This is a genomic window from Pseudomonas sp. 22526, from assembly GCF_052044735.1.
Classification (GTDB): Bacteria; Pseudomonadota; Gammaproteobacteria; order Pseudomonadales; family Pseudomonadaceae; genus Aquipseudomonas; species Aquipseudomonas piscium.
In genome coordinates, this window is the sequence record NZ_JBQENK010000002.1 from 414,831 (window position 1) to 434,273 (window position 19,443).

The 19,443-nt window shown below is 64.6% G+C and carries 11 protein-coding genes and 1 pseudogene; 4 read left to right on the forward strand and 8 right to left on the reverse strand.

What is annotated here, in order from left to right; all coding sequences use genetic code 11:
• Positions 1–2: 2 nt before the first annotated feature.
• Complete coding sequence (locus ACTJKT_RS04305; protein ID WP_124337665.1) at positions 3–683, reverse strand: Fe2+-dependent dioxygenase; 681 nt, start codon at positions 681–683, stop codon at positions 3–5.
• Between the two features lie 204 nt (positions 684–887).
• Here ACTJKT_RS04305 and ACTJKT_RS04310 point away from each other — a divergent pair, with 204 nt between their 5' ends.
• Both ACTJKT_RS04310 and ACTJKT_RS04315 read left to right on the forward strand, forming a co-directional pair.
• A complete protein-coding gene (locus ACTJKT_RS04310) occupies positions 888–3,161 on the forward strand; it encodes a TonB-dependent receptor (RefSeq protein WP_440786295.1) in 2,274 nt (757 codons plus the stop codon).
• Between the two features lie 235 nt (positions 3,162–3,396).
• On the forward strand, positions 3,397–5,922 hold the full coding sequence (locus ACTJKT_RS04315; RefSeq protein WP_440786296.1) for a PepSY domain-containing protein: 2,526 nt from the start codon (positions 3,397–3,399) through the stop codon (positions 5,920–5,922).
• A 124-nt stretch (positions 5,923–6,046) separates the two neighbouring features.
• On the opposite strand, the gene ACTJKT_RS04320 is transcribed toward ACTJKT_RS04315, so the two are convergent.
• The 5 genes from ACTJKT_RS04320 to ptsP all read right to left on the reverse strand — a co-directional run bounded on the left by ACTJKT_RS04320 (position 6,047) and on the right by ptsP (position 15,316).
• A complete protein-coding gene (locus ACTJKT_RS04320) occupies positions 6,047–7,588 on the reverse strand; it encodes an alkaline phosphatase D family protein (RefSeq protein ID WP_440786297.1) in 1,542 nt (513 codons plus the stop codon).
• 609 nt (positions 7,589–8,197) lie between these two features.
• Positions 8,198–8,569 carry a DUF6124 family protein gene (locus ACTJKT_RS04325; protein ID WP_038582134.1) on the reverse strand — a complete coding sequence of 124 codons (372 nt, stop codon included), beginning with the start codon at positions 8,567–8,569 and terminating at the stop codon, positions 8,198–8,200.
• A gap of 590 nt (positions 8,570–9,159) precedes the next feature.
• Positions 9,160–11,502: a PTS fructose-like transporter subunit IIB gene (locus ACTJKT_RS04330; protein ID WP_440786298.1), complete on the reverse strand. Its 2,343-nt coding sequence runs from the start codon at positions 11,500–11,502 to the stop codon at positions 9,160–9,162.
• 11 nt (positions 11,503–11,513) lie between these two features.
• Complete coding sequence (gene pfkB, locus ACTJKT_RS04335; RefSeq protein WP_440786299.1) at positions 11,514–12,455, reverse strand: 1-phosphofructokinase; 942 nt, start codon at positions 12,453–12,455, stop codon at positions 11,514–11,516.
• Positions 12,455–15,316, reverse strand: coding sequence for a phosphoenolpyruvate--protein phosphotransferase (gene ptsP, locus ACTJKT_RS04340; protein WP_440786300.1), 2,862 nt, complete (start codon positions 15,314–15,316; stop codon positions 12,455–12,457). The genes pfkB and ptsP overlap by 1 nt, the downstream gene beginning before the upstream one ends.
• A gap of 296 nt (positions 15,317–15,612) precedes the next feature.
• Here ptsP and cra point away from each other — a divergent pair, with 296 nt between their 5' ends.
• Both cra and ACTJKT_RS04350 read left to right on the forward strand, forming a co-directional pair.
• Complete coding sequence (gene cra, locus ACTJKT_RS04345) at positions 15,613–16,608, forward strand: catabolite repressor/activator (protein WP_053277430.1); 996 nt, start codon at positions 15,613–15,615, stop codon at positions 16,606–16,608.
• Between the two features lie 2 nt (positions 16,609–16,610).
• Positions 16,611–17,399 (forward strand): TatD family hydrolase, encoded by a 789-nt coding sequence (locus tag ACTJKT_RS04350; RefSeq protein WP_440786301.1) that lies wholly within the window; start codon positions 16,611–16,613, stop codon positions 17,397–17,399.
• Position 17,400: 1 nt separating this feature from the next.
• Here ACTJKT_RS04350 and ACTJKT_RS04355 read toward each other — a convergent pair whose 3' ends face one another.
• Together ACTJKT_RS04355 and ACTJKT_RS04360 are read right to left on the reverse strand one after the other, a co-directional pair.
• Positions 17,401–18,114, reverse strand: a complete 714-nt coding sequence (locus ACTJKT_RS04355) for a methyl-accepting chemotaxis protein (protein ID WP_440786349.1) — start codon at positions 18,112–18,114, stop codon at positions 17,401–17,403.
• Between the two features lie 144 nt (positions 18,115–18,258).
• Positions 18,259–19,398, reverse strand: a pseudogene (locus ACTJKT_RS04360) (HAMP domain-containing protein); the annotation flags it as partial.
• Positions 19,399–19,443: the final 45 nt, after the last annotated feature.

Here is a 19,443-nt window from a genome sequence, read left to right on the forward strand (position 1 = left end):
GCTTAGACCTCGACCCAACGGCGCAACAGGTTGTGGTAGGTGCCGGTCAGGCGGATCAACGATGGGTGATCCGGCATGTCGCGGGTCAATTGCTGGATCGCCTCGTCCATCTCGAACAGCAGGGCGCGCTGGCTGTCTTCGCGCACCAGGCTCTGGGTCCAGAAGAACGACGCATAACGGGTGCCGCGGGTAACCGCGTTGACCTTGTGCAGGCTGGTGCCCGGGTACAGCACCATGTCGCCGGCCGGCAGCTTCACCCGCTGGGTGCCGAAGGTGTCCTGGATTTCCAGCTCGCCGCCGTCGTAGTCCTCCGGGTCGCTGAAAAACAGGGTCGACGACAGGTCGGTGCGCACCCGCTCGATGCTGCCCTTGGGCTGGCGCACGGCGTTGTCGATATGGAAGTCGAAACTGCCGCCGGCGGTGTAGCAGTTGAGCAGCGGCGGGAAAACCTTGTGCGGCAGCGCCGCCGACATGAAGCGCGGATGCTGCCACAGGCGCTCGAGCATCGCCGCGCCGATTTCCTGGGCCAGCGGGTGGCCTTCGGGCAGTTGCAGGTTGTGCTTGGCCTTGGCCGACTGATAACCCGCGGTGATCTTGCCGTCGGCCCAGTCCGCCTGCTCCAGGGCCTCACGGATACGCAGCACTTCTTCACGGGAGAACAGGCCGGGAATATGCAGGAGCATGAGGCAATACCTGAAAGCAAAGGGACGCAAATGATATTGATTCTTATTGCAAATGTAAAATGCGCAGACGAATGAAAACGTAAAAACCGTAAAGCGAAATTGTAAAGAATGTAAATTCTGTGCGAATAGCAATATTTCGCAATTGATACAAATACTTGTTCGCCTTATATTCCGCCGCCTCAAATCCTGGGGAGGGGAATCACCATGTCGCGCCAACAACCACAATTACCGCTCGGTTCACCACGCCTGCTGGCATCTGCAATTGGCGTGGCGATCACCGCCGGCTCCGCAGCCCACATGGCTTTTGCCGCGGAAAATACCGAGAAAAAAGCCGCCGGCAATGCCATTTCCCTGGATGCCACCAGCATCACCGGCGAAGCCCAGGACCAGACGTCCTACCAGGTCGAAAAGGCTTCGTCGCAGAAGTACACCGCGCCGCTGGTCAACACGCCGCGCTCGGTGACCGTGGTGCCCCAGCAAGTGCTCAAGGACACCGCCGCCACCTCGCTGCAGGATGCGCTGCGCACCGTGCCGGGCATTACCTTCGGCGCCGGCGAAGGCGGTAACCCGCAAGGCGACCGTCCGTTCATCCGCGGCTTCGATGCCCAGGGCGACACCTACCTCGATGGCGTGCGCGACACCGGCGGCCAGAGCCGCGAGATCTTCGACATCGAATCGATCGAAGTCAGCAAGGGCCCCAACTCCTCCTTCGGCGGTCGTGGCTCGGCCGGTGGCAGCCTCAACCTGGTGAGCAAGACGCCCAAGCAACAAGACTTCCTCAACGGCGGCTTCACCTATGGCTCCGACCAGACCCGCCGTTATGTGCTGGACGTGAACCGCCAGTTCCTCGACAGCGCCGCCTTCCGCCTGAACCTGATGAGCCACGAGCAGAACGTGGCCGGTCGCGACGCCGTCAACTACGATCGCTGGGGCGTGGCGCCGTCCCTGACCTTCGGCCTGGGCACCCCGACCCGCGTCAACTTCAGCTACTACCACATGGAAAGCGACGACCTGCCGGATTCGGGCATTCCCTATGGCTACAGCTCGGCCAGCGCCACGGCCCACAAGCATGACAAACCGACCGACGGCGGCGACAGCGACAACTTCTATGGCTTGAAGGACCGTGACTTCCGCAAGACCCGCGCGGACATCAGCACCATCTCCATCGAGCACGACCTGAACGACAACATGACGCTGAAAAACACCCTGCGTCATGGCAACACCGGCCAGGACTACATCCTCACCCAGCCGGACGACAGCAAGTTCAACGTCAACAAGTACGGCACCGTGTGGCGTCGCGCCAACTCGCGGGTGTCCACCACCGAAACCACCACCAACCAGACCGACCTGTTCGGCGAGTTCCAGGCCCTGGGCTTCAAGCACACCTACTCCACCGGTCTTGAATTCACCGGTGAAGAGACTCGTGTCAGCAGCTACAACATCGCCGGCAACACCGCCAAGGTCTGTAATCCGGGCAGCATCCCGAGCTGCACCTCGCTGAGCAACCCGAACCCGGACGATGCCTGGACCGGCGCGATCAGCCGCAACTACTACGGCACCAACACCAAAGCCACCAGCCGTGCGGCCTATGTGTTCGACACCATCGAACTCGATCCGCAATGGCTGCTGAACGTCGGCCTGCGCTACGACACCTTCGACACCGTGGCCAACACCGATACCGCCACCGGGCGCACCAAGATCAAGGACGACAGCCAGTTCTGGAACTGGCAGGCCGGCCTGGTGTGGAAACCGACGGACAACGGCAGCGTCTACGCCTCCTACGCCACCTCGGCCTCGCCAGCGGGCGGCCTGGTCGGTGAAGGTGCGGACGGCAACCCGCTGTCCGCCGGCGCCAGCGTCAGCGACCTGCAACCGGAAGAAACCGTCAACTACGAGCTGGGCACCAAGTGGGACGTGTTCAACGACCGCCTGTCCCTGACCGCCGCGGTGTTCCGTACCGAGAAGAAAAACACCCGCATCCTGGTGGACGCCCTGACCTACCAGAACGCCGGTGAATCCCGCGTCGACGGCCTGGAACTGTCGGCCAGCGGCAAGATCACCGACAAGTGGCAAGTCTTCGCCGGCTACAGCTACCTGAAAAGCGAGCTAGTGGACCCGGGCTTCAACGGTCGTAACGGGGTGATCAGCGCCGGTTCGAACAAAGGCAATGAAATGCCGAACACGCCGAAAAACAGCTTCAGCCTGTGGACCACTTATGAAGTGATGCCGAAGCTGACCGTGGGCGGCGGTGCGTTCTATGTCGACGAGGTGTATGGCGATGCCGGCAACACCGTGTATGTGCCGTCCTACACCCGCTACGACGCCATGGCCAGCTACAAGCTGAGCAAGAACGTCGACCTGCAGTTGAACGTGCAGAACCTGACCGACAAGACCTACTACGACAAAGCCTACTCGGCGCACTTCGCCAACCAGGCAGCCGGCCGTACCGCCTTGTTCACCACCAACTTCCACTTCTGACGGGTTTCACCTGTAGCCGCTGCCGCAGGCTGCGATCGACCCCGAAGGGGGCGCAGGATCTCAAGATCGCTGGAGGACCTGCGGTCCTATCGCAGCCTTCGGCAGCGGCTACACCCACGCAAGCCCCATCCACTTCGGTGAATGGGGCTTTTGTGCGTAAGAAAGAATGTTTCTCGACAACTCACGGCATAATGCGCGCCGTGGCACAGACTTAAGAACCAACGAGGCGGTCGATGTGTTGAAGAAAACCCTGTTCCAGTTGCACTGGTTTTTCGGCATCAGCGCCGGCCTGGTCCTGGCCTTGATGGGCATTACCGGAGCGACCGTGTCGTTCCAGGATGAAATCCTGCGTGCCCTCAATCCCTCCACACTGCAGGTGGAAAAACAGCCGGCCGGCGTCCTGCCGCCCGCCGAACTGGTGGAAAAAATCCAGGCTGCCTCGGGCAAGACCGTGTCGATGCTCACCGTGGAAGCCGACAGCGGCAACGCCGCCCGCGTCTGGTTCACCCCGCCACCGGGCCAGCGCCGCGGCGAGATGCGCTATTTCGACCCCTACACCGGCGAGTTCATGGGCACCGCCCTGGGCCAGGACTTCTTCGGCCTGATGCTGCAACTGCACCGTTTCCTGGCCATGGGCGACAGCGGCCGGCAGATCACCGGCGCCTGCACCCTGCTCCTGATCTTCTTCTGCCTGTCCGGCCTGTACCTGCGCTGGCCGCGCCAGGTGGCGAGCTGGCGCGCCTGGCTGACCCTGGACTGGGCGAAAAAAGGCCGTGGCTTCAACTGGGACCTGCACGCCGTGGCCGGTACCTGGTGCCTGCTGTTCTATCTATTGGCGGCGCTGACCGGTTTGTCCTGGTCCTACGAGTGGTACAACAAGGGCCTGAACAAACTGCTGGCCGACTCGCCACAGAGCCAACGCATGAAAAGCCGTGGCGCGCCGCCTAAGGGCCCGGCGCCGACCGCCGACTACAACGCCATGTGGCTGGGCATCTACAGCACCGCCGGCAAGGACCTGAGCTCCTACAACATCCGCATGCCAGCGGTGGCCGGCCAGCCGGCGACCGTGTTCTATCTGCTCAAGAACTCGCCCCACGACCGGGCGCTGAACCAGATCACCATCGACCCGAACAGCGGCGTGGTCAGCCGCCATGACCGCTACAGCGACAAGAGCCTCAAGGCGCAGTTGCTGACCAGCATCTATGCCCTGCACGTGGGTAGCTACTTCGGCATTGTCGGGCGGATCCTGGTGACTATCGCTTCGCTGACCATGCCGCTGTTCTTTATCACCGGCTGGCTGCTGTACCTGGACCGCCGGCGCAAGAAGCGCCAGATCAAGGACGCGCGCCAGGGCCTGAGCACCGACACCGGCGATGCCTCGGCCTGGCTGATCGGTTTCGCCAGCCAGAGCGGTTTCGCCGAACAACTGGCCTGGCAGACCGCCGGGCAATTGCAGGCCGCGGGCGTACCAACCAGGGTCCAGCCGCTGGCCAGCGTCAGCGAGCAGGACCTGCTGAACTCCCAGAACGCGCTGTTCGTGGTCAGCACCTTCGGCGACGGTGAAGCGCCGGACAGCGCCCGGGGCTTCGAGCGCAAGGTGCTGAGCCGTGCCTTGTCCCTGGAAAATCTCAAGTACGCCGTACTGGGCCTGGGCGACCGGCAATACCCGCACTTCTGCGGCTTTGCCAAGCGCCTGCACGGCTGGCTGGCCGAGCATGGCGGCAACACCCTGTTCGCCCCGGTGGAAGTCGACAGCGGCGACAGCTACGCCCTGCGCCACTGGCAGCAGCAACTGGGCCAGTTGATCGGCCAGGCGCCGGTGGACCTGTGGCAGGCCCCCGCCTACGACAACTGGACCCTGAACCAACGTGTGCTGTTGAACCCGGATAGCAGCGGTTCCGGTGTCTACCTGCTGGGGCTGACGCCACCGCAACCGAGCAGCTGGCTGGCCGGCGACCTGGTGGAAGTGCTGCCGCGCAACTGCGCATGGGCCATCGAGTTCTTCCTCGACGGCCTGGGCCTGGACGGCAGCGCCACGGTGCAGCTCGACGGCCTGACGGAAGCCCTGACCCAGGCTCTGGCCAGCCGTCAGCTCCCGGAAAACCGTGCCCATCTGGTGGGCCTGCACGCCCAGGCACTGGTGGATGCCCTGGTGCCGCTGGCGATGCGCGAATACTCCATCGCCTCGCTGGCCAGCGATGGCCAGCTGGAACTGCTGGTGCGCCAGGAACGCCACTCCGACGGCAGCCTGGGTATCGGCTCCGGCTGGCTCACCGAGCATGCGCCGGTCGGCTCCAGCATCAGCCTGCGAGTGCGGCGCAACAGCGGCTTCCATCCGCCGGCCGAGCCTTGCCCGCTGATCCTGCTGGGCAACGGCACCGGCCTGGCCGGCTTGCGCAGCCTGCTCAAGGCGCGCATCGCCGAGGGCCAGCAAGACAACTGGCTGATCTTCGGCGAGCGCAACGTCGAGCATGATTTCTACTGCAAGGACGAGTTGCAGGAATGGCTGACCGCCGGCGACCTGCGCCGCCTGGACCTGGCCTTCTCCCGCGATCAGGCCGAGAAGATCTACGTCCAGGACCGCCTGCGCCAACAGGCCGAACGCCTCAAGCAATGGCTAGCCGACGGCGCCGCGATCTACATCTGCGGCAGCCTGCAAGGCATGGCCTCGGGGGTGGATCAAGTGCTCAACGAAGTGTTGGGCGCCGAGGTCGTCGAACGCCTAATCGAGCAAGGCCGCTATCGCCGCGACGTCTACTGACCCCGTCATGCTTCTGTAGGAGCGAAGCTTGCTCGCGATAGGCCAAAGGCCGGTAGCGGCCTTGATACCGCCATCGCGGGCAATCGAGCGTCGACCGGCCGCTCCTACAGAAGCCGGTACGTGATTAAACCGGCTGCAACTTACGCTCGAACACCGCCACCCCATCCAGGTCCCGCAGGATCACGCTCAACTCCCCGCTCTGCCCTTCGATCTGCACTTCGCCGAAGAACTGGAACCCGGCGAACGGCGAGGTGTTCTGCGCCGGCGGCGCCTTCTGGAACACCACCTCCGGGCCGAAGGTCTTGTCCAGCGCGTTGGGCCCGAAACTGCCGGCATTCAAAGGCCCGGCGACGAACTCCCAGAACGGCTCGAAATCCTGGAACGCCGCGCGGTCCGGGTGGTAATGGTGCGCCGCGCAGTAATGCACGTCCGCCGTCAGCCACACATGGTTGCGCACCTTGTGCTTGCGCAGGAACGCCAGCAGCTCGGCGATCTCCAGCTCGCGGCCCTGGGCCGGGCCCGGGTCGCCATTGGCAATCGCCTCCCAACGCGGTACCCCAGGGCTGACCTCGCCGTCCGGCACGCCGAGGCCGATAGGCATGTCGGCCGCCACCACCTTCCACTGCGCCTTGGAGTGCTTGAGCCCCTGCTTGAGCCAGTCCAGCTGCTCACGGCCGAGGAACGGCTTGGCCGCGCCGAGGTTGTCGTCATTGCCGCCGCGATAGCTGCGCATGTCCAGCACGAACACATCCAGCAGCGGCCCGTAGCTCAGCTTGCGATAGATGCGCCCGCCCTGGTCGGCGCTCTGCAAGCGCATCGGCGCGTATTCCAGCCAGGCCTGCCGCGCGCGGCCCACCAGGGTGTGGATATCTTTGACGGTGTAACGCTCATCCAGCACCTTGCTCGGCGACCAGTTGTTGACCACCTCATGGTCGTCCCACTGCCAGATCTGCGGCACCTCGGCGTTGAAGCGCCGCAGGTTCTCGTCCAGCAAGTTGTAGCGGTAGTTGCCGCGGTATTCGTCGAGGGTCTCGGCGACCTTGCTCTTGGCCTCGGTGGTGATATTGCGCCACACCCGGCCATTCTCGGTGGTCAGCTGCGCCGGCACCGGGCCGTCGGCGTAAATGGTGTCGCCGCTGTGGATAAAAAAGTCCGGCAGGCGTCGGCGCATGGCCTCGTAAATGCGCATGCCGCCGATGTCCGGGTTGATGCCGAAACCCTGGCCGACGGTGTCGCCGCTCCACACAAAACGGATATCGCGGCGGGTCTGCGGCACGCTGCGCAAATGGCCGAACCAGGGCTTGCTGCGCACGCCGGTCTGAGCGTCTTCGAAATACACCCGATAAAAAATCGCCTGGTCGGTGGGCAGTCCGCCCAACTCAACCCGCGCGGTGAAATCAGTGCGAGCATCGGCCAGGGGTGAGACAAACTTGCGCGGGTTGCTGAACAGGCTGCGGGTATCCCACTCCACCACCATCCGCGCCGGCCGGTCGGTACGGCTCCAGACCATCGCCCGATCGCCGAGCAGATCCCCGGACTGCACGCCATCGACCATCTTCGGCCGGTCCTTGCCCGAGGCAATCACCGCCGGCGCCAACCCCGGCAGCAACAGCCCTGCCCCCGCCACCTGAATCACCCGCCGCCGCCCGAGGTTGAAATCGCTCATGGTTGCTCCCTGACCCAATGTCAAAAGGAAACCTTAGCCAGTGTGGATGAACTGCGTATGACAAGCCCCACAACCCGCCTCTACTGTAGGAGCGAGCTTGCTCGCGATGGTCGTCAAGGATAACGCCGCCTGTCTGATGAACAGCGGTGTTACAGCCGAGCATTGCGAGTCATGGAATAACTAAACGATTGAGGATGGCAGTTGGACGCGGGTTAGCAGACCGGGGCTCAGGAGCCCGGCGCACCCGAGGGTGCCCCACGTACAGCCGCCAGAACAGAATCCGACCAAAGCCGATCACTGAAAAACCAGAGAAAAACCCGAGGCTAGACAGCACCTTTCCCAGGCGCAAGCGGCCCAGAGTTTCTCGGAAAGGCCTTACACAAGAAAGTGAAGAGCCGCACTTTCAGACAGCGTCCTACAAGGTCAAACGCGTCATCCGAACGATCTGCTCGCGAGCAAGCTCGCTCCTACAAAAGGCCCCAATATACCCACGGTCCCTGTAGCCGCTGCCGAGCCCGCGAGGCTGCGATAGGACCGAAGGTCCTCCTGCAATCTCAAGATCCTGCGCCCTCTTCAAAATCGATCGCAGCCTGCGGCAGTCATTTCAGATCAGAGACGATTGCCATCGAGCAAGGCATCCACCACACCACGTGCCATCTCCACGGAATGCACCAGCGACCAGATCAGGCCACGCTCGATACCGCTGGCGTGTTCAGTAATCTCGTCGGAAACTTCCTCGGCGGATTTGAGCAGCATGGAAACGTGAAGCAACGCCTCTTCGGCGCTGATGCCGGGGCGAACGGTGAAGAGTGAATCGTTACCCGCTGGGCCCGCAGCGGTGGGTTTCAAGGCAGCGAGCAACGAGCCTTCCACCGGATGATTGGCCAACGCCTGACGGACCTGCTCATTGGCCTGATCGTGGTCTGGATTGCGGCGCGAGAACGACACGGAAACGGGTGGATCGGGGACGAGCTTTTTCATGATGTGGCTCCTCGACATGAAGCCACCACCCACCGCTGCTAGACGATATAGAAAGGTGGCGGCTGTACGCGGGCTAGCAGACCGGGTCAAGGAAACCGGCGCGCCCGCAGGCGCTCCCACGCACAGCCGCCATAGCAGAGCCCTGCAAATGAAAATGCAGTGCTGATGATGCGGCTTGCGTCTTGACCCGGGCTGCTAGACCCGATCACCGAAAAAGTCGGTGACGAACCCGAGGCTAGATAGCGCCATTCCCAGACGCAAGCGGCCCGGAGTTTCTCGGAAAAGCCTTACAAATGAAAGCGAAGTGCCTCACTTTCAGACAGCGTCTTACATGACAAAACCTGTCATCCGGAGAGTCTGATCGCGAGCAAGCTCGCTCCTACAGAAACGCCGATATACCTGCGTTCTGTGTAGCCGCTGCCGAGCTTGCGAGGCTGCGATAGGACCGAAGGTCCTCCAGCGGTTTCAAAATCCTGCGCCCGCTTCGCGGTCGATCGCAGCCTCGCAAGCTCGGCAGCGGCTACAGCAGTGATCGGCAGAAACAACGATGGCGCCACACGGGCGCCATCGAAGTCAACGCAGAACAGTCGTCAGGCCTTGACCGGCTCCAACGCCAGTTCGGCGACCTCAGGCCGCTTCACCACCGCATACACCACCGCCGTCAACAGACTCCCCGCGACAATCGCCAGCAGATACAGCAACGCATGGTTGATCGCATTCGGAATCAGCATCACGAACAACCCACCATGGGGCGCCATCAGTTTGCAGCCGAAATACATCGACAGCGCCCCGGTCAACGCGCCGCCGGCGATGCTGGCCGGGATCACCCGCAGCGGGTCCTTGGCGGCGAATGGGATCGCGCCTTCGGAGATAAAGCACAGCCCCAGCACCAGGGCCGCCTTACCGGCTTCGCGCTCGGTCTGGGCAAACTTGCGCCGGGCGATAAAGGTCGCGATGCCCAGGCCGATCGGCGGCACCATGCCGGCGGCCATGGTCGCCGCCATCGGGGCATAGCTCTGCGACGCCAGCAGCCCCACGGAGAAGGCATAGGCCGCCTTGTTGATCGGCCCGCCGAGGTCGACGCACATCATGCCGCCGAGCAACACACCCAGCAGGATGGCGTTGGTGGTGCCCATGCTGTCGAGGAAATGGGTCAGGCCGGCGAGCATCCCGGCCACCGGCTTGCCCACCACATAGATCATCACCAGGCCGGTGAACAGGCTGGCCAGCAAGGGGATGATCAGGGTCGGCCTCAAGGCCTCCAGGCTTTGCGGCAAGCGCGCGTATTGGCTGATGGTTTTAGCCACATAGCCGGCGATGAAACCGGCAATGATCCCGCCGATAAAGCCCGCGCCCAGGGTGCTGGCGAGCATGCCGCCGATCATTCCCGGCGCCAGGCCCGGACGGTCGGCGATGGAGTAGGCGATGTAGCCGGCCAGCAGCGGCACCATCAGCTTGAACGCGGTGTCGCCGCCGATCTGCATCAGGGCGGCGGCCAGGGTGCCCTGCTCCTTGAACGCGGTGATACCAAAGACGAAGGACAGGGCGATCATCAGACCGCCCGCCACCACCATCGGCAGCATGAACGACACACCGGTCAGCAGGTGCTTGTAGACCCCGCTTTTCTCCTGCTTGGCCGGTAAGGCATAGGCCGCCTTGTTGATCGGCCCGCCGAGCTCGACGCATATCATGCCGCCGAGCAACACACCCAGCAGCAGCACGTTGGTGGTACCCATGCTGTCGAGGAAGTGGGTCAGGCCGGCGAGCATCCCGGCCACTGGCTTGCCCACCACATAGATCATCACCAGGCCGGTGAACAGGCTGGCCAGCAACGGGATGATCAGGATCGGCTTCAAGGCCTCCAGGCTCTGGGGCAGGCGCGCGTATTTGCTGATGGCTTTGGCCACATAACCGGCGATGAAACCAGCAATGATCCCACCAATAAACCCCGCGCCCAGGGTGCTGGCGAGCATGCCGCCGATCATCCCCGGGGCCAGGCCCGGCCGGTCGGCGATGGAGTAGGCGATATAGCCGGCCAGCAGCGGCACCATCAGTTTGAACGCGGTGTCGCCGCCGATCTGCATCAGCGCGGCGGCCAGGGTGCCTTCCTCCTTGAACGCGGTGATACCGAAGACGAAGGACAAAGCGATCATCAGGCCCCCCGCCACCACCATCGGCAGCATGAACGACACGCCGGTCAGCAGGTGCTTGTAGACCCCGGTTTTCTCCTGCTTGGCCGGGGCCGCGGCGGCTCCCGCCGCTGACGACTCCACCTGCCCTTCCGCCAGGGCCTTGTTCAGAGTCGCCTCGGATTGCTTGAGGGCGATGCCGGTGCCGCAGCGGTAGATTTTCTTGCCGGTGAAGCGCTCGGTGGGCACTTCGATGTCCGCGGCCAGCAGCACTACATCCGCCGCGGCGATGGCCTCGGCGCTCAAGGGGTTGCGCGCGCCCACCGAGCCCTGGGTTTCCACTTGCAGCTCGTAGCCCAGGCGCTTGGCGGTCTGCTGCAAGGCCTCGGCCGCCATGAAGGTGTGGGCCACGCCAGTCGGGCAGGCGGTGACCGCCACCAGCCGGGGCACACTTTTGCTGACTGGCGCCGGCTCGGCCACGGCTTCGGCCGCGGCATATACCTGGGCCTCCTCGGCGCCGCGCCGCAGCACGCCGTCGACGTCCTGCAAGGCCACGGAGGGTGAGCTCTGGAACACCCGCTTGCCGACAAAGCGCGACATATCCACAGGCCCGGTGCTGACCACCAGCACCCACTCGGCCGCTTCGAGGGTGGCGGCCGACAATTGCCGTTCCGGGTGCGCTGTGTCCTGCACTTCGACGCTGGTGCTCCAGCCCTGGCGCTGGGCCGCGGCGTCCAGCAGCCGGGCGCACAGCACACTGGTGACCATGCCGTTCGGGCAGGCGGTAACAATGGCTAACTTCATGACCAACCCTCTTATTGTTCTATGAGGGGATGAACGCGCACCCCCTGTTCAAGCTGTGCCAACTGCGCGGCATCGGTGATGCCGAAACCGATCTGGGTCACGGCCATGGCGGCGATGGCCGTGGCGGTGCGCAGGGTCTGTTCAAACGCGTGGGCGCTGAGCAGGCCGTGGAGCATGCCGGCCAGCAACGAGTCGCCGGCGCCGACGGTGCTGGCCACGCTGACCTTGGGCGGCAGCGCCTGCAAGGCCGGCGCGGCACTGAACCAGTTCACGCCTTCGGCGCCGTGGGAAATCACCACATGCTCGACGCCTTGGGCGTGCAGGCGCCTGGCGGCTTCGGCTTGGGTCGCCAGCGACAGCACCGGGCTGTCCAGGGCTTCGGCCAGTTCCTCGGTATTGGGCTTGACCAACCAGGGTCCGGCGGCCAGACCGGCACGCAGGGCTTCGCCGCTGGTGTCCAGCGCCACTTTCAGCCCCAGTGCCTTAAGACGGCTCAGCAAGGCGTGCAGCCATTGCGGGCTGACGCCGCGCGGCAGGCTGCCGGCCACCACCACCGCGTCATGCCCCGGGGCGATCTGTTCCAGGCGTGCGAGCAAGGCCTGTTGCGCCGCTTCGTCGACCTCCGGGCCGGGACCGTTGAGATCGGTGATGCGCCCGTCCTGTTCGGCCAGCTTGATGTTGCTGCGGGTTTCCCCGGGCACACGGACAAAGGCGTCGATAAAACCGCGGCGGGCGAACAACGCCTCGAACGCCTGGGGATTGTCTTCACCGAGGAAGCCGCTGACGGTCAGTTGATGGCCAAGGTCGGCCAGCACCTGGGCCACGTTCACGCCCTTACCGGCGGCGTGGGTGTGCATGGCTTCGCTGCGGTTGACCTGCCCCGGTTCCAGGCGCGCCAGCTGGACGGTGAGGTCCAGCGCCGGGTTCAGGGTCAGGGTAAGAATCTTTGCCATTACATGGCCTCCACAAGGGCGCGCACATCGTTGGCGCTGCCGACGGCCAGGGCCTGTTCTGCAAGGGTTTGTGCCTGGGTCAGGCTGAGCTCGCGAATGCGTGCCTTGACCTCGGCGATGCTGCGTCCGGAGACGCTCAGTTCGTCCACGCCCAGTCCCACCAGCACCGGCACCGCCAGCGGATCGGCCGCCAGCTCGCCGCACACACCGACCCACTTGCCGTGGGCATGGGCCGCGCGCACGGTGATGTCGATCAGTTGCAGCACCGCCGGGTGCAGGCCATCGGCCTGGGCCGACAGGGTCGGGTGACCACGGTCGATGGCCAGGGTGTATTGGGTCAGGTCGTTGGTGCCGACGCTGAAGAAGTCCACTTCCTTGGCCAGCACCGGCGCCAGCAGGGCGGCGGACGGCACTTCGATCATGATCCCCAGTTGCAGGTCGGCCACCGGGATTTCCTGGCGCAGGCGCTCGGTCATGTCGCGGGCGGCGCGCCATTCATCGACGCTGCCGACCATGGGGAACATGATCCGCAGCGGACGGTTGTCCGCCGAACGCAGCAAGGCGCGCAACTGGGCTTCCATGATCTGCGGGCGTTGCAGGGTCAGGCGGATGCCGCGCACGCCGAGGAAGGGGTTTTCTTCCTTGGCGATCGGCCAGTACGGCAGCGGTTTGTCGCCGCCGACATCCAGGGTGCGCACCACCAGCGGCCGCCCGGCCAGGCCATCGAGCACGCGGCGGTATTCGGCTTCCTGGGTGGCTTCGTCCGGCGCTTGCGGGTGGGCCATGAAAATCAGTTCGGTGCGCAGCAGACCGATACCTTCGGCGCCGTTTTCCACGGCGCTGGCCACCCCGGCGCTTTCGCCGATATTGGCGAAGACTTCGACGTGATGGCCGTCGGTGGTATGCGCCAGTTGATGGCGTTGTTCGGCGGCGGCCTTGAGCCGTTGTTCGCGGGTGTCGCGCTCTTCGGTGGCCCGTTGCAGGGTGCTGGCATCGGCATCCACATGCAGGCGACCGCGCTGGCCATCGAGCAGCAGCGGCGTGCCAGGCTTGAGCAGCAACACGCCGGCACCGGCACCGACCAGCGCCGGAATCCCCAGGGCACGGGCGACAATCGCGCTGTGGGCAGTAGCTCCACCACGGGCGGTAAGAATACCGGCGACCCGCGCCGGATCGAGGCGCGCCACGTCCGACGGGCCGACTTCATCCATCACCAGGATGTAGGGCTCATCCGGCTCGGCCGGGGTTTCGATGCCACACAGCTGCGCCAGCACCCGCCGGCCGATGTCCCGCAGGTCGGCGGCGCGTTCGGCCAGCAGCGCGTCGTGCAAGGCTTCCTGCTGCCGGGCGGCGGCTTCAATCACGGTCATCCAGGCCGCTTCGGCGCTTTCGCCCTGCTTGAGGCGGGTGTCGACTTCATCGGTGAGTTCCGGGTCGTCGAGCATTTCCTGGTGGGTGACGAAAATCTCGCGAATGGCCTTGGCCTTGCTGCGCTGGATCAGCCCGTCAATGTCATGCCGGACCTCGGCCAGGGCTCGTTGCAGGCGCTCGCGCTCGATGGCGGTGGATTCGCCGCGCAGCGGGTAGTCGAACGGCTGGATCACCTGGATATGCGCCGGGCCTATGGCGATGCCGGGGGCCGCCGGGATGGCCTGGAGCAGGCTGCCGGAAGCCGGCGCGCTGATGGGCACCTCGACTTCTTCCGGCACTTCCTGGGGCACGCTGGCTTCCGGAACCGGCTCGACTTCTTCCCCCAGGCCTTCGGCGATGGCTGCCAGCAAGGCTGGCAGGGCGTCGGCGGCGATGTTCGGTTCGGCGATCAGTTCCAGGGTCTGGCCACGACGGGCGCCGAGGCTCAGCAGCTTGCTCAGGCTTTTCACCGAAACCGCGGAACCCGGTGCGTCGAGGATCCGCACACGCACCTCGCCCTCGAAACTTTTCGCCAGCTGCGCGAGGATCTTCGCCGGGCGTGCATGCAAACCGTGGGCGTTGGCCAGGACGATGCGCGCGCTCGGCCAGTCGGCTGGCAGCTCGCCGCCCAGCACTTCCAATACCGCGCGGCTGCTGGTGGCCCGGCCCAGTTCATGGCCGCGGCCTTCGATCAACAGCGCGCACAGGCGCTCAAGCAGGGCCTGATGGGCCTCGCCCAGGCTGGCCAGGCAGAACAGCCCGGCCAATGGCTGGCCCAGGTAACGAATCGGTTTGTCTGGGGTGACGAAGGCCAGGCCCGGGCGCTTGACGGTCTGCTCGCTGTGCAGCCACCACAGGCCATCGCCCAGGGGCAGCGCCTCGACCTGTTGCAGCACGGCGGCAAAACCGTTGCTCACGCAGTCGGCCTGGCGCAGCAGACGGGCGCCGCGCCATACCAGCTCTTCGAAATCTTCGGCGGCCACGCCCAGGCCGATCATCTGCGCATCCAGCGCCAGCTCTTGCGGCGCGCCTTGCAGCAGTTTCAGCAGGGCTTCCGGCGAGCTGGCGCGGCGTAAGGCCTGGCCCAAGTCGGTTTCGCCGAGGGCGCGGGTCAGGAGTTGCAACAGGCGCAGGTGTTCGTCGGATTTGGCGGCGATGCCGATCGCCAGGTAGACGATCTGCCCATCGCCCCAGTCCACGCCCTCGGGGAACTGCAGCAGGCGCACGCCGGTGGCGAACACCTGGTCGCGGGTTTCCGGGGTGCCGTGGGGGATGGCAATACCTTGGCCGAGAAAGGTCGAGCCCTGGGCTTCGCGGGCCTGCAGGCCGGCCAGGTAACCTTCGGCGACCAGGCCGTCGGCCACCAGTTTGTCGGCGAGCAGGTGCAGGGCCGCAGACTTATCCACAGCCGACTGGCCCATGGATATCTGCTCAATAGTGAGCTCGAGCATGCTTTCTCCTATTTAGCGCCGGGGCGCTAGGTATTGTTTTGAGTGAATCAGCCAGACGGCTTTAATGCCACAAACGGGACCGTCGGCTTGGCAGGGCCCTGTTCCCGTCTGTCCATATCCCTAGAAAATACGCGTGCTGAAACGTTTAATCTAGAATATTGGGCACGTTACTCGATAATCTTCCATCCTTGAAGCCCTACCTGTCGGCTGCATGTTCCGACATTGGTCGCCTGCCTATATCGGTTAGGATTGGCGAAAATGTCGGGGCAAGCTCCAGAAAACAAGGAAAACCCGGGTTGAAACTCAGTGATATCGCCAGACTGGCCGGTGTGTCCGTCACCACCGCCAGCTACGTCATCAACGGCAAGGCCGAACAGCAACGCATCAGCAACGCGACCGTCGAACGGGTCCGGGCGGTGGTCGAGGAACATGGCTTCACGCCCAACCCTCAGGCCGCCGGGCTGCGCAGCCGGCGCACCCGGACCCTGGGCTTCATCCTGCCGGACCTGGAAAACCCCAGTTACGCACGCATCGCCAAGTTGCTCGAGCAAGGCGCCCGCGCCCGTGGCTATCAGCTGCTGATCGCCAGCTCCGACGATGCCCCGGACAGCGAGCGGCAGTTGCTGCAACTGTTCCGCGCCCGCCGCTGCGACGCGCTGTTCGTCGCCAGCTGCCTGCCACCCGAGGATGACACCTATCGCCTGTTGCAGGCCCAGGGCCTGCCGATCATCGCCATCGACCGGGTGATGGAGCCGGAGTTTTTCTGCTCGGTGATCAGCGACGATCAACAAGCCAGCCTGCACCTGACCCGCAGCCTGTTGCAGCCCCAGCCGCGGCAGATCGCCCTGATCGGCGCCCGCCCCGAGCTGGGCATCAGCCGCGAACGCGCCGCCGGCTTCAAGCAGGCGCTGGAAGGCTTCGACGGCCAGGTGCTGATCGAACAGGGCGAAGCTTTCAGCCGCGACTGCGGCCGCCAGCTAATGGAAGCGTTGCTGGAGCGCCTGGGCCATCTGCCGGATGCCCTGGTGACCACCTCCTATGTGCTGCTGCAAGGGGTGTTCGACGCGCTGCACGACTTCCCGCTCAAGTCGCGGCCGCTGCGCCTGGGCACCTTCGGCGATACCCAGCTGCTGGACTTTTTGCCGCTGCCGGTGAATGCCATGGCCCAGCAGCACCAGCTGATCGCCGACAAGGCCCTGCAACTAGCCCTGGCCGCCATCGAAGAAGCCCATTACCAACCCGGCGTGCACGCCATCGCCCGGACCTTCAAGCAGCGCATTCACGAGGCTTGACCGTGGAGCTGATCGACAGCCACACCCATCTGGATTTTCCGGATTTCGACGCCGATCGTCAGGCGCTGCTGGCGGCCAGCCGCGCCCTCGGCGTGCGACGGATGGTGGTGCTGGGGGTTTATCAGCGCAATTGGCAGCGACTCTGGGAGCTGGTGCAAAGCGATGCCGACCTGTATGCCGCCTTTGGCCTGCACCCGGTCTATCTCGACGAGCACAGCCCGGCCGACCTAATCGAGCTGGGCGACCGGCTGACCCGCCTGGCGGGCCACCCGCAGCTGTGCGCGGTGGGTGAGATCGGCCTGGATTATTTTCTCGAACAGCTGGATCGTCAGCGCCAGCAGCAACTGTTCGAAGCGCAACTGCAACTGGCCGCGGACTTCCAGCTGCCGGCCCTGCTTCACGTACGGCGTAGCCATGCTGTGGTGATTGCCACCCTCAAGCGCTTCAAGCTCAAGCGCGCCGGCATCATCCACGCCTTCGCCGGCAGCCGCGAGGAGGCCCGCGAATATATCAAGCTGGGGTTCAAACTGGGCTTGGGTGGCGCCGCGACCTGGCCGCAGGCCCTGCGCCTGCGCAAGGTCATCGCCGACTTGCCGCTGGACGCGGTGGTGCTGGAAACCGACTCGCCGGACATGGCGCCCGTCATGTACCCGGGCCAGCGCAACAGCCCGCAACACCTGCCAGAGATCTGCGCGGCCCTGGCCGAGCTCATGGCAATCAGCCCCGAACAGCTGGCGGCGGCCAGTACCGCCAACGCCTGCGTGCTGTTCGGCTGGCCCCACAGCGCCTGAATCAGACCCGGAACGCGCTGATCAACTGCTTCAACTGCACCACCTGCGCCGACAACTGGCGGCTGGCGTTCTCGGTCTGGAACGCGCCTTCAGCGGTGCGCTCGCCAGCGCGGTTGATTTCGACGATGTTCTGATCGATGTCATGGGCCACCGCAGTCTGCTGCTCCACCGCCGCGGCAATCTGCTGGTTCTGGTCGACGATCATGCCCACCGCACCGAGGATGTTCTCCAGCGCCTGCTGGACTTTTTCCGACTGCCCCACCGTGCCATTGGCCATCTGATGGCTGACGCCCATGGCCTTGACCGCCGCCCCCACGCCACCGTGGAGCTTGACGATCATCTGCTCGATTTCTTCGGTCGATTGCTGGGTGCGCTTGGCCAGGGTCCGCACTTCGTCGGCCACCACTGCGAAGCCTCGCCCCTGCTCGCCAGCGCGGGCCGCCTCGATGGCGGCATTGAGGGCCAGCAGGTTGGTCTGTTCGGCGATGCTCTTGATCACCTCCAGCACCCGGCTGATGGCCTGGCTGTCGCTGGCCAGCTGATTGATCACCAGCACCGACTGGTCGATCTCGCTGGCCAGCTGGGCAATGCTGCCTTGCTGGGATTCCACCAACCCGCGCCCGCTGATGGTCTCGTCGTTGACGCTATGGGCGCTGCTGACCGCGGCCGCGGCGCTGCGCGCGACTTCCTGGGACGTGGCGGACATCTGGTTCATCGCCGTCGCCACCTGCTCGATCTGGCTGCGCTGCCCGGCCACTGCCTGGTTGCTCTGGGCCGACACGCTTTCCACCTGTCCGGCCTGGCGCTCGACCTCGCCAACGGTCTTGCCCACCAGCTCGATCAGGTCGTGGATCTTCGCCACGGTGCCGTTGAACACCGTACCCAGTTCCCCCAGCTCGTCACGGCTCTGGGCGTTGAAGGTGACGGTCATGTCGCCGGCCGCCACCTTGTCCATCACCGCGCCCAGGCGCTTGAGGGTGGTGCGAGTCGAGACGTAGAAACCACCGTAGAGATAGAAGATCAGCAGGAACACCGCCGCCAGCGCCACCACCAGCAGCACCATCTGCGTACGGTTCTGCCCCAGCCGCTGTTGCAACTCCTCGCCGAGGAACTTCAGGGTCGCCTCGTTGAGCTGGTAGGTCTGCGCCATCAGCCCGCTGACCTGGTCATAAAAGCCCTGCCAGGGCGCATCCAGGGTATCGGCCATCACCACCTGTTCTTCGAACAGCTCGCTGGCTTGCTTGAGGCTGCCTTTGCTGGCGCTGGCCAGGCTGTCCAGCGCGCCTTGGGCGGCCTTGCTCGAGCCCAGCGCATCCTGCAGCTTCAGGCCATATTCGGCCTGGAGTTTTTCGATCTGCACCAACAGCTCGTCAAAGCGGGTGCTGGCGGATGAGTTGAGAAAACCCTGGCCCAGGGAATAGGCGCCCATCGCCCGGCCTTCGCCGAGAATCTGCGTGACCTGCGGCGTGACGCTGGTCACCAGTTCGCTCAACTGCCGCACATCGCTCTGGGTATCGCGGCTCAGGCCGGACTGGCTGGCGATGATCTGGCTGAAAATCTGCGCACTGCCCAGGAGCTTGCCGATCAGCGCGCTTTTGCTTTGCAGCGAGCTTTCCGCCTGCTGCGCCTTGAAGGCGGCAATCATTTCATCGCGCTTGCCGTCGAACACGCCGATCTGCTCGGGGTCCACGGTGACTGCGACCAGGCCCTGCAAGCGTTCGAGCACGGACTTTTCCAGGGTAACGATCTTGCTTTCGATATCCCCGGCCTTGCCGGACTGCCCCAGGGTCGCGTTGATCTGCACCATGTTGTTCAGGGTTTCCAGGTCGCGGCGCAGGGTCAGGCTGCTGCCCAGCAGGTCCAGGCTTTGCAGCTCGACCTGGGTGCCCTGGAATTCACGGTAGGAGTCGCGCACCAGATAGAAGTTGGTGACCAGCATCGGCAGAAAGAACAGCACGCTGATCAGGCTGAACTTCATGCCGAAGCTCAGGCGGTTCATCAGGGCAATGGCGGGATAGAGCAAGCTCTTCACAAGAAGTCCCCC

Excerpts from the sequence above, each read along its gene's own strand:
- ptsP (WP_440786300.1), bottom strand. The coding sequence starts at position 15,316 with ATGCTCGAGCTCACTATTGAGCAGATATCCATGGGCCAGTCGGCTGTG.
- pfkB (WP_440786299.1), bottom strand. The coding sequence starts at position 12,455 with ATGGCAAAGATTCTTACCCTGACCCTGAACCCGGCGCTGGACCTCACC.
- ACTJKT_RS04355 (WP_440786349.1), bottom strand. The coding sequence starts at position 18,114 with ATGAACCAGATGTCCGCCACGTCCCAGGAAGTCGCGCGCAGCGCCGCG.
- ACTJKT_RS04325 (WP_038582134.1), bottom strand. The coding sequence starts at position 8,569 with ATGAAAAAGCTCGTCCCCGATCCACCCGTTTCCGTGTCGTTCTCGCGC.
- ACTJKT_RS04320 (WP_440786297.1), bottom strand. The coding sequence starts at position 7,588 with ATGAGCGATTTCAACCTCGGGCGGCGGCGGGTGATTCAGGTGGCGGGG.
- ACTJKT_RS04330 (WP_440786298.1), bottom strand. The coding sequence starts at position 11,502 with ATGAAGTTAGCCATTGTTACCGCCTGCCCGAACGGCATGGTCACCAGT.
- ACTJKT_RS04305 (WP_124337665.1), bottom strand. The coding sequence starts at position 683 with ATGCTCCTGCATATTCCCGGCCTGTTCTCCCGTGAAGAAGTGCTGCGT.
- ACTJKT_RS04310 (WP_440786295.1), top strand. The coding sequence starts at position 888 with ATGTCGCGCCAACAACCACAATTACCGCTCGGTTCACCACGCCTGCTG.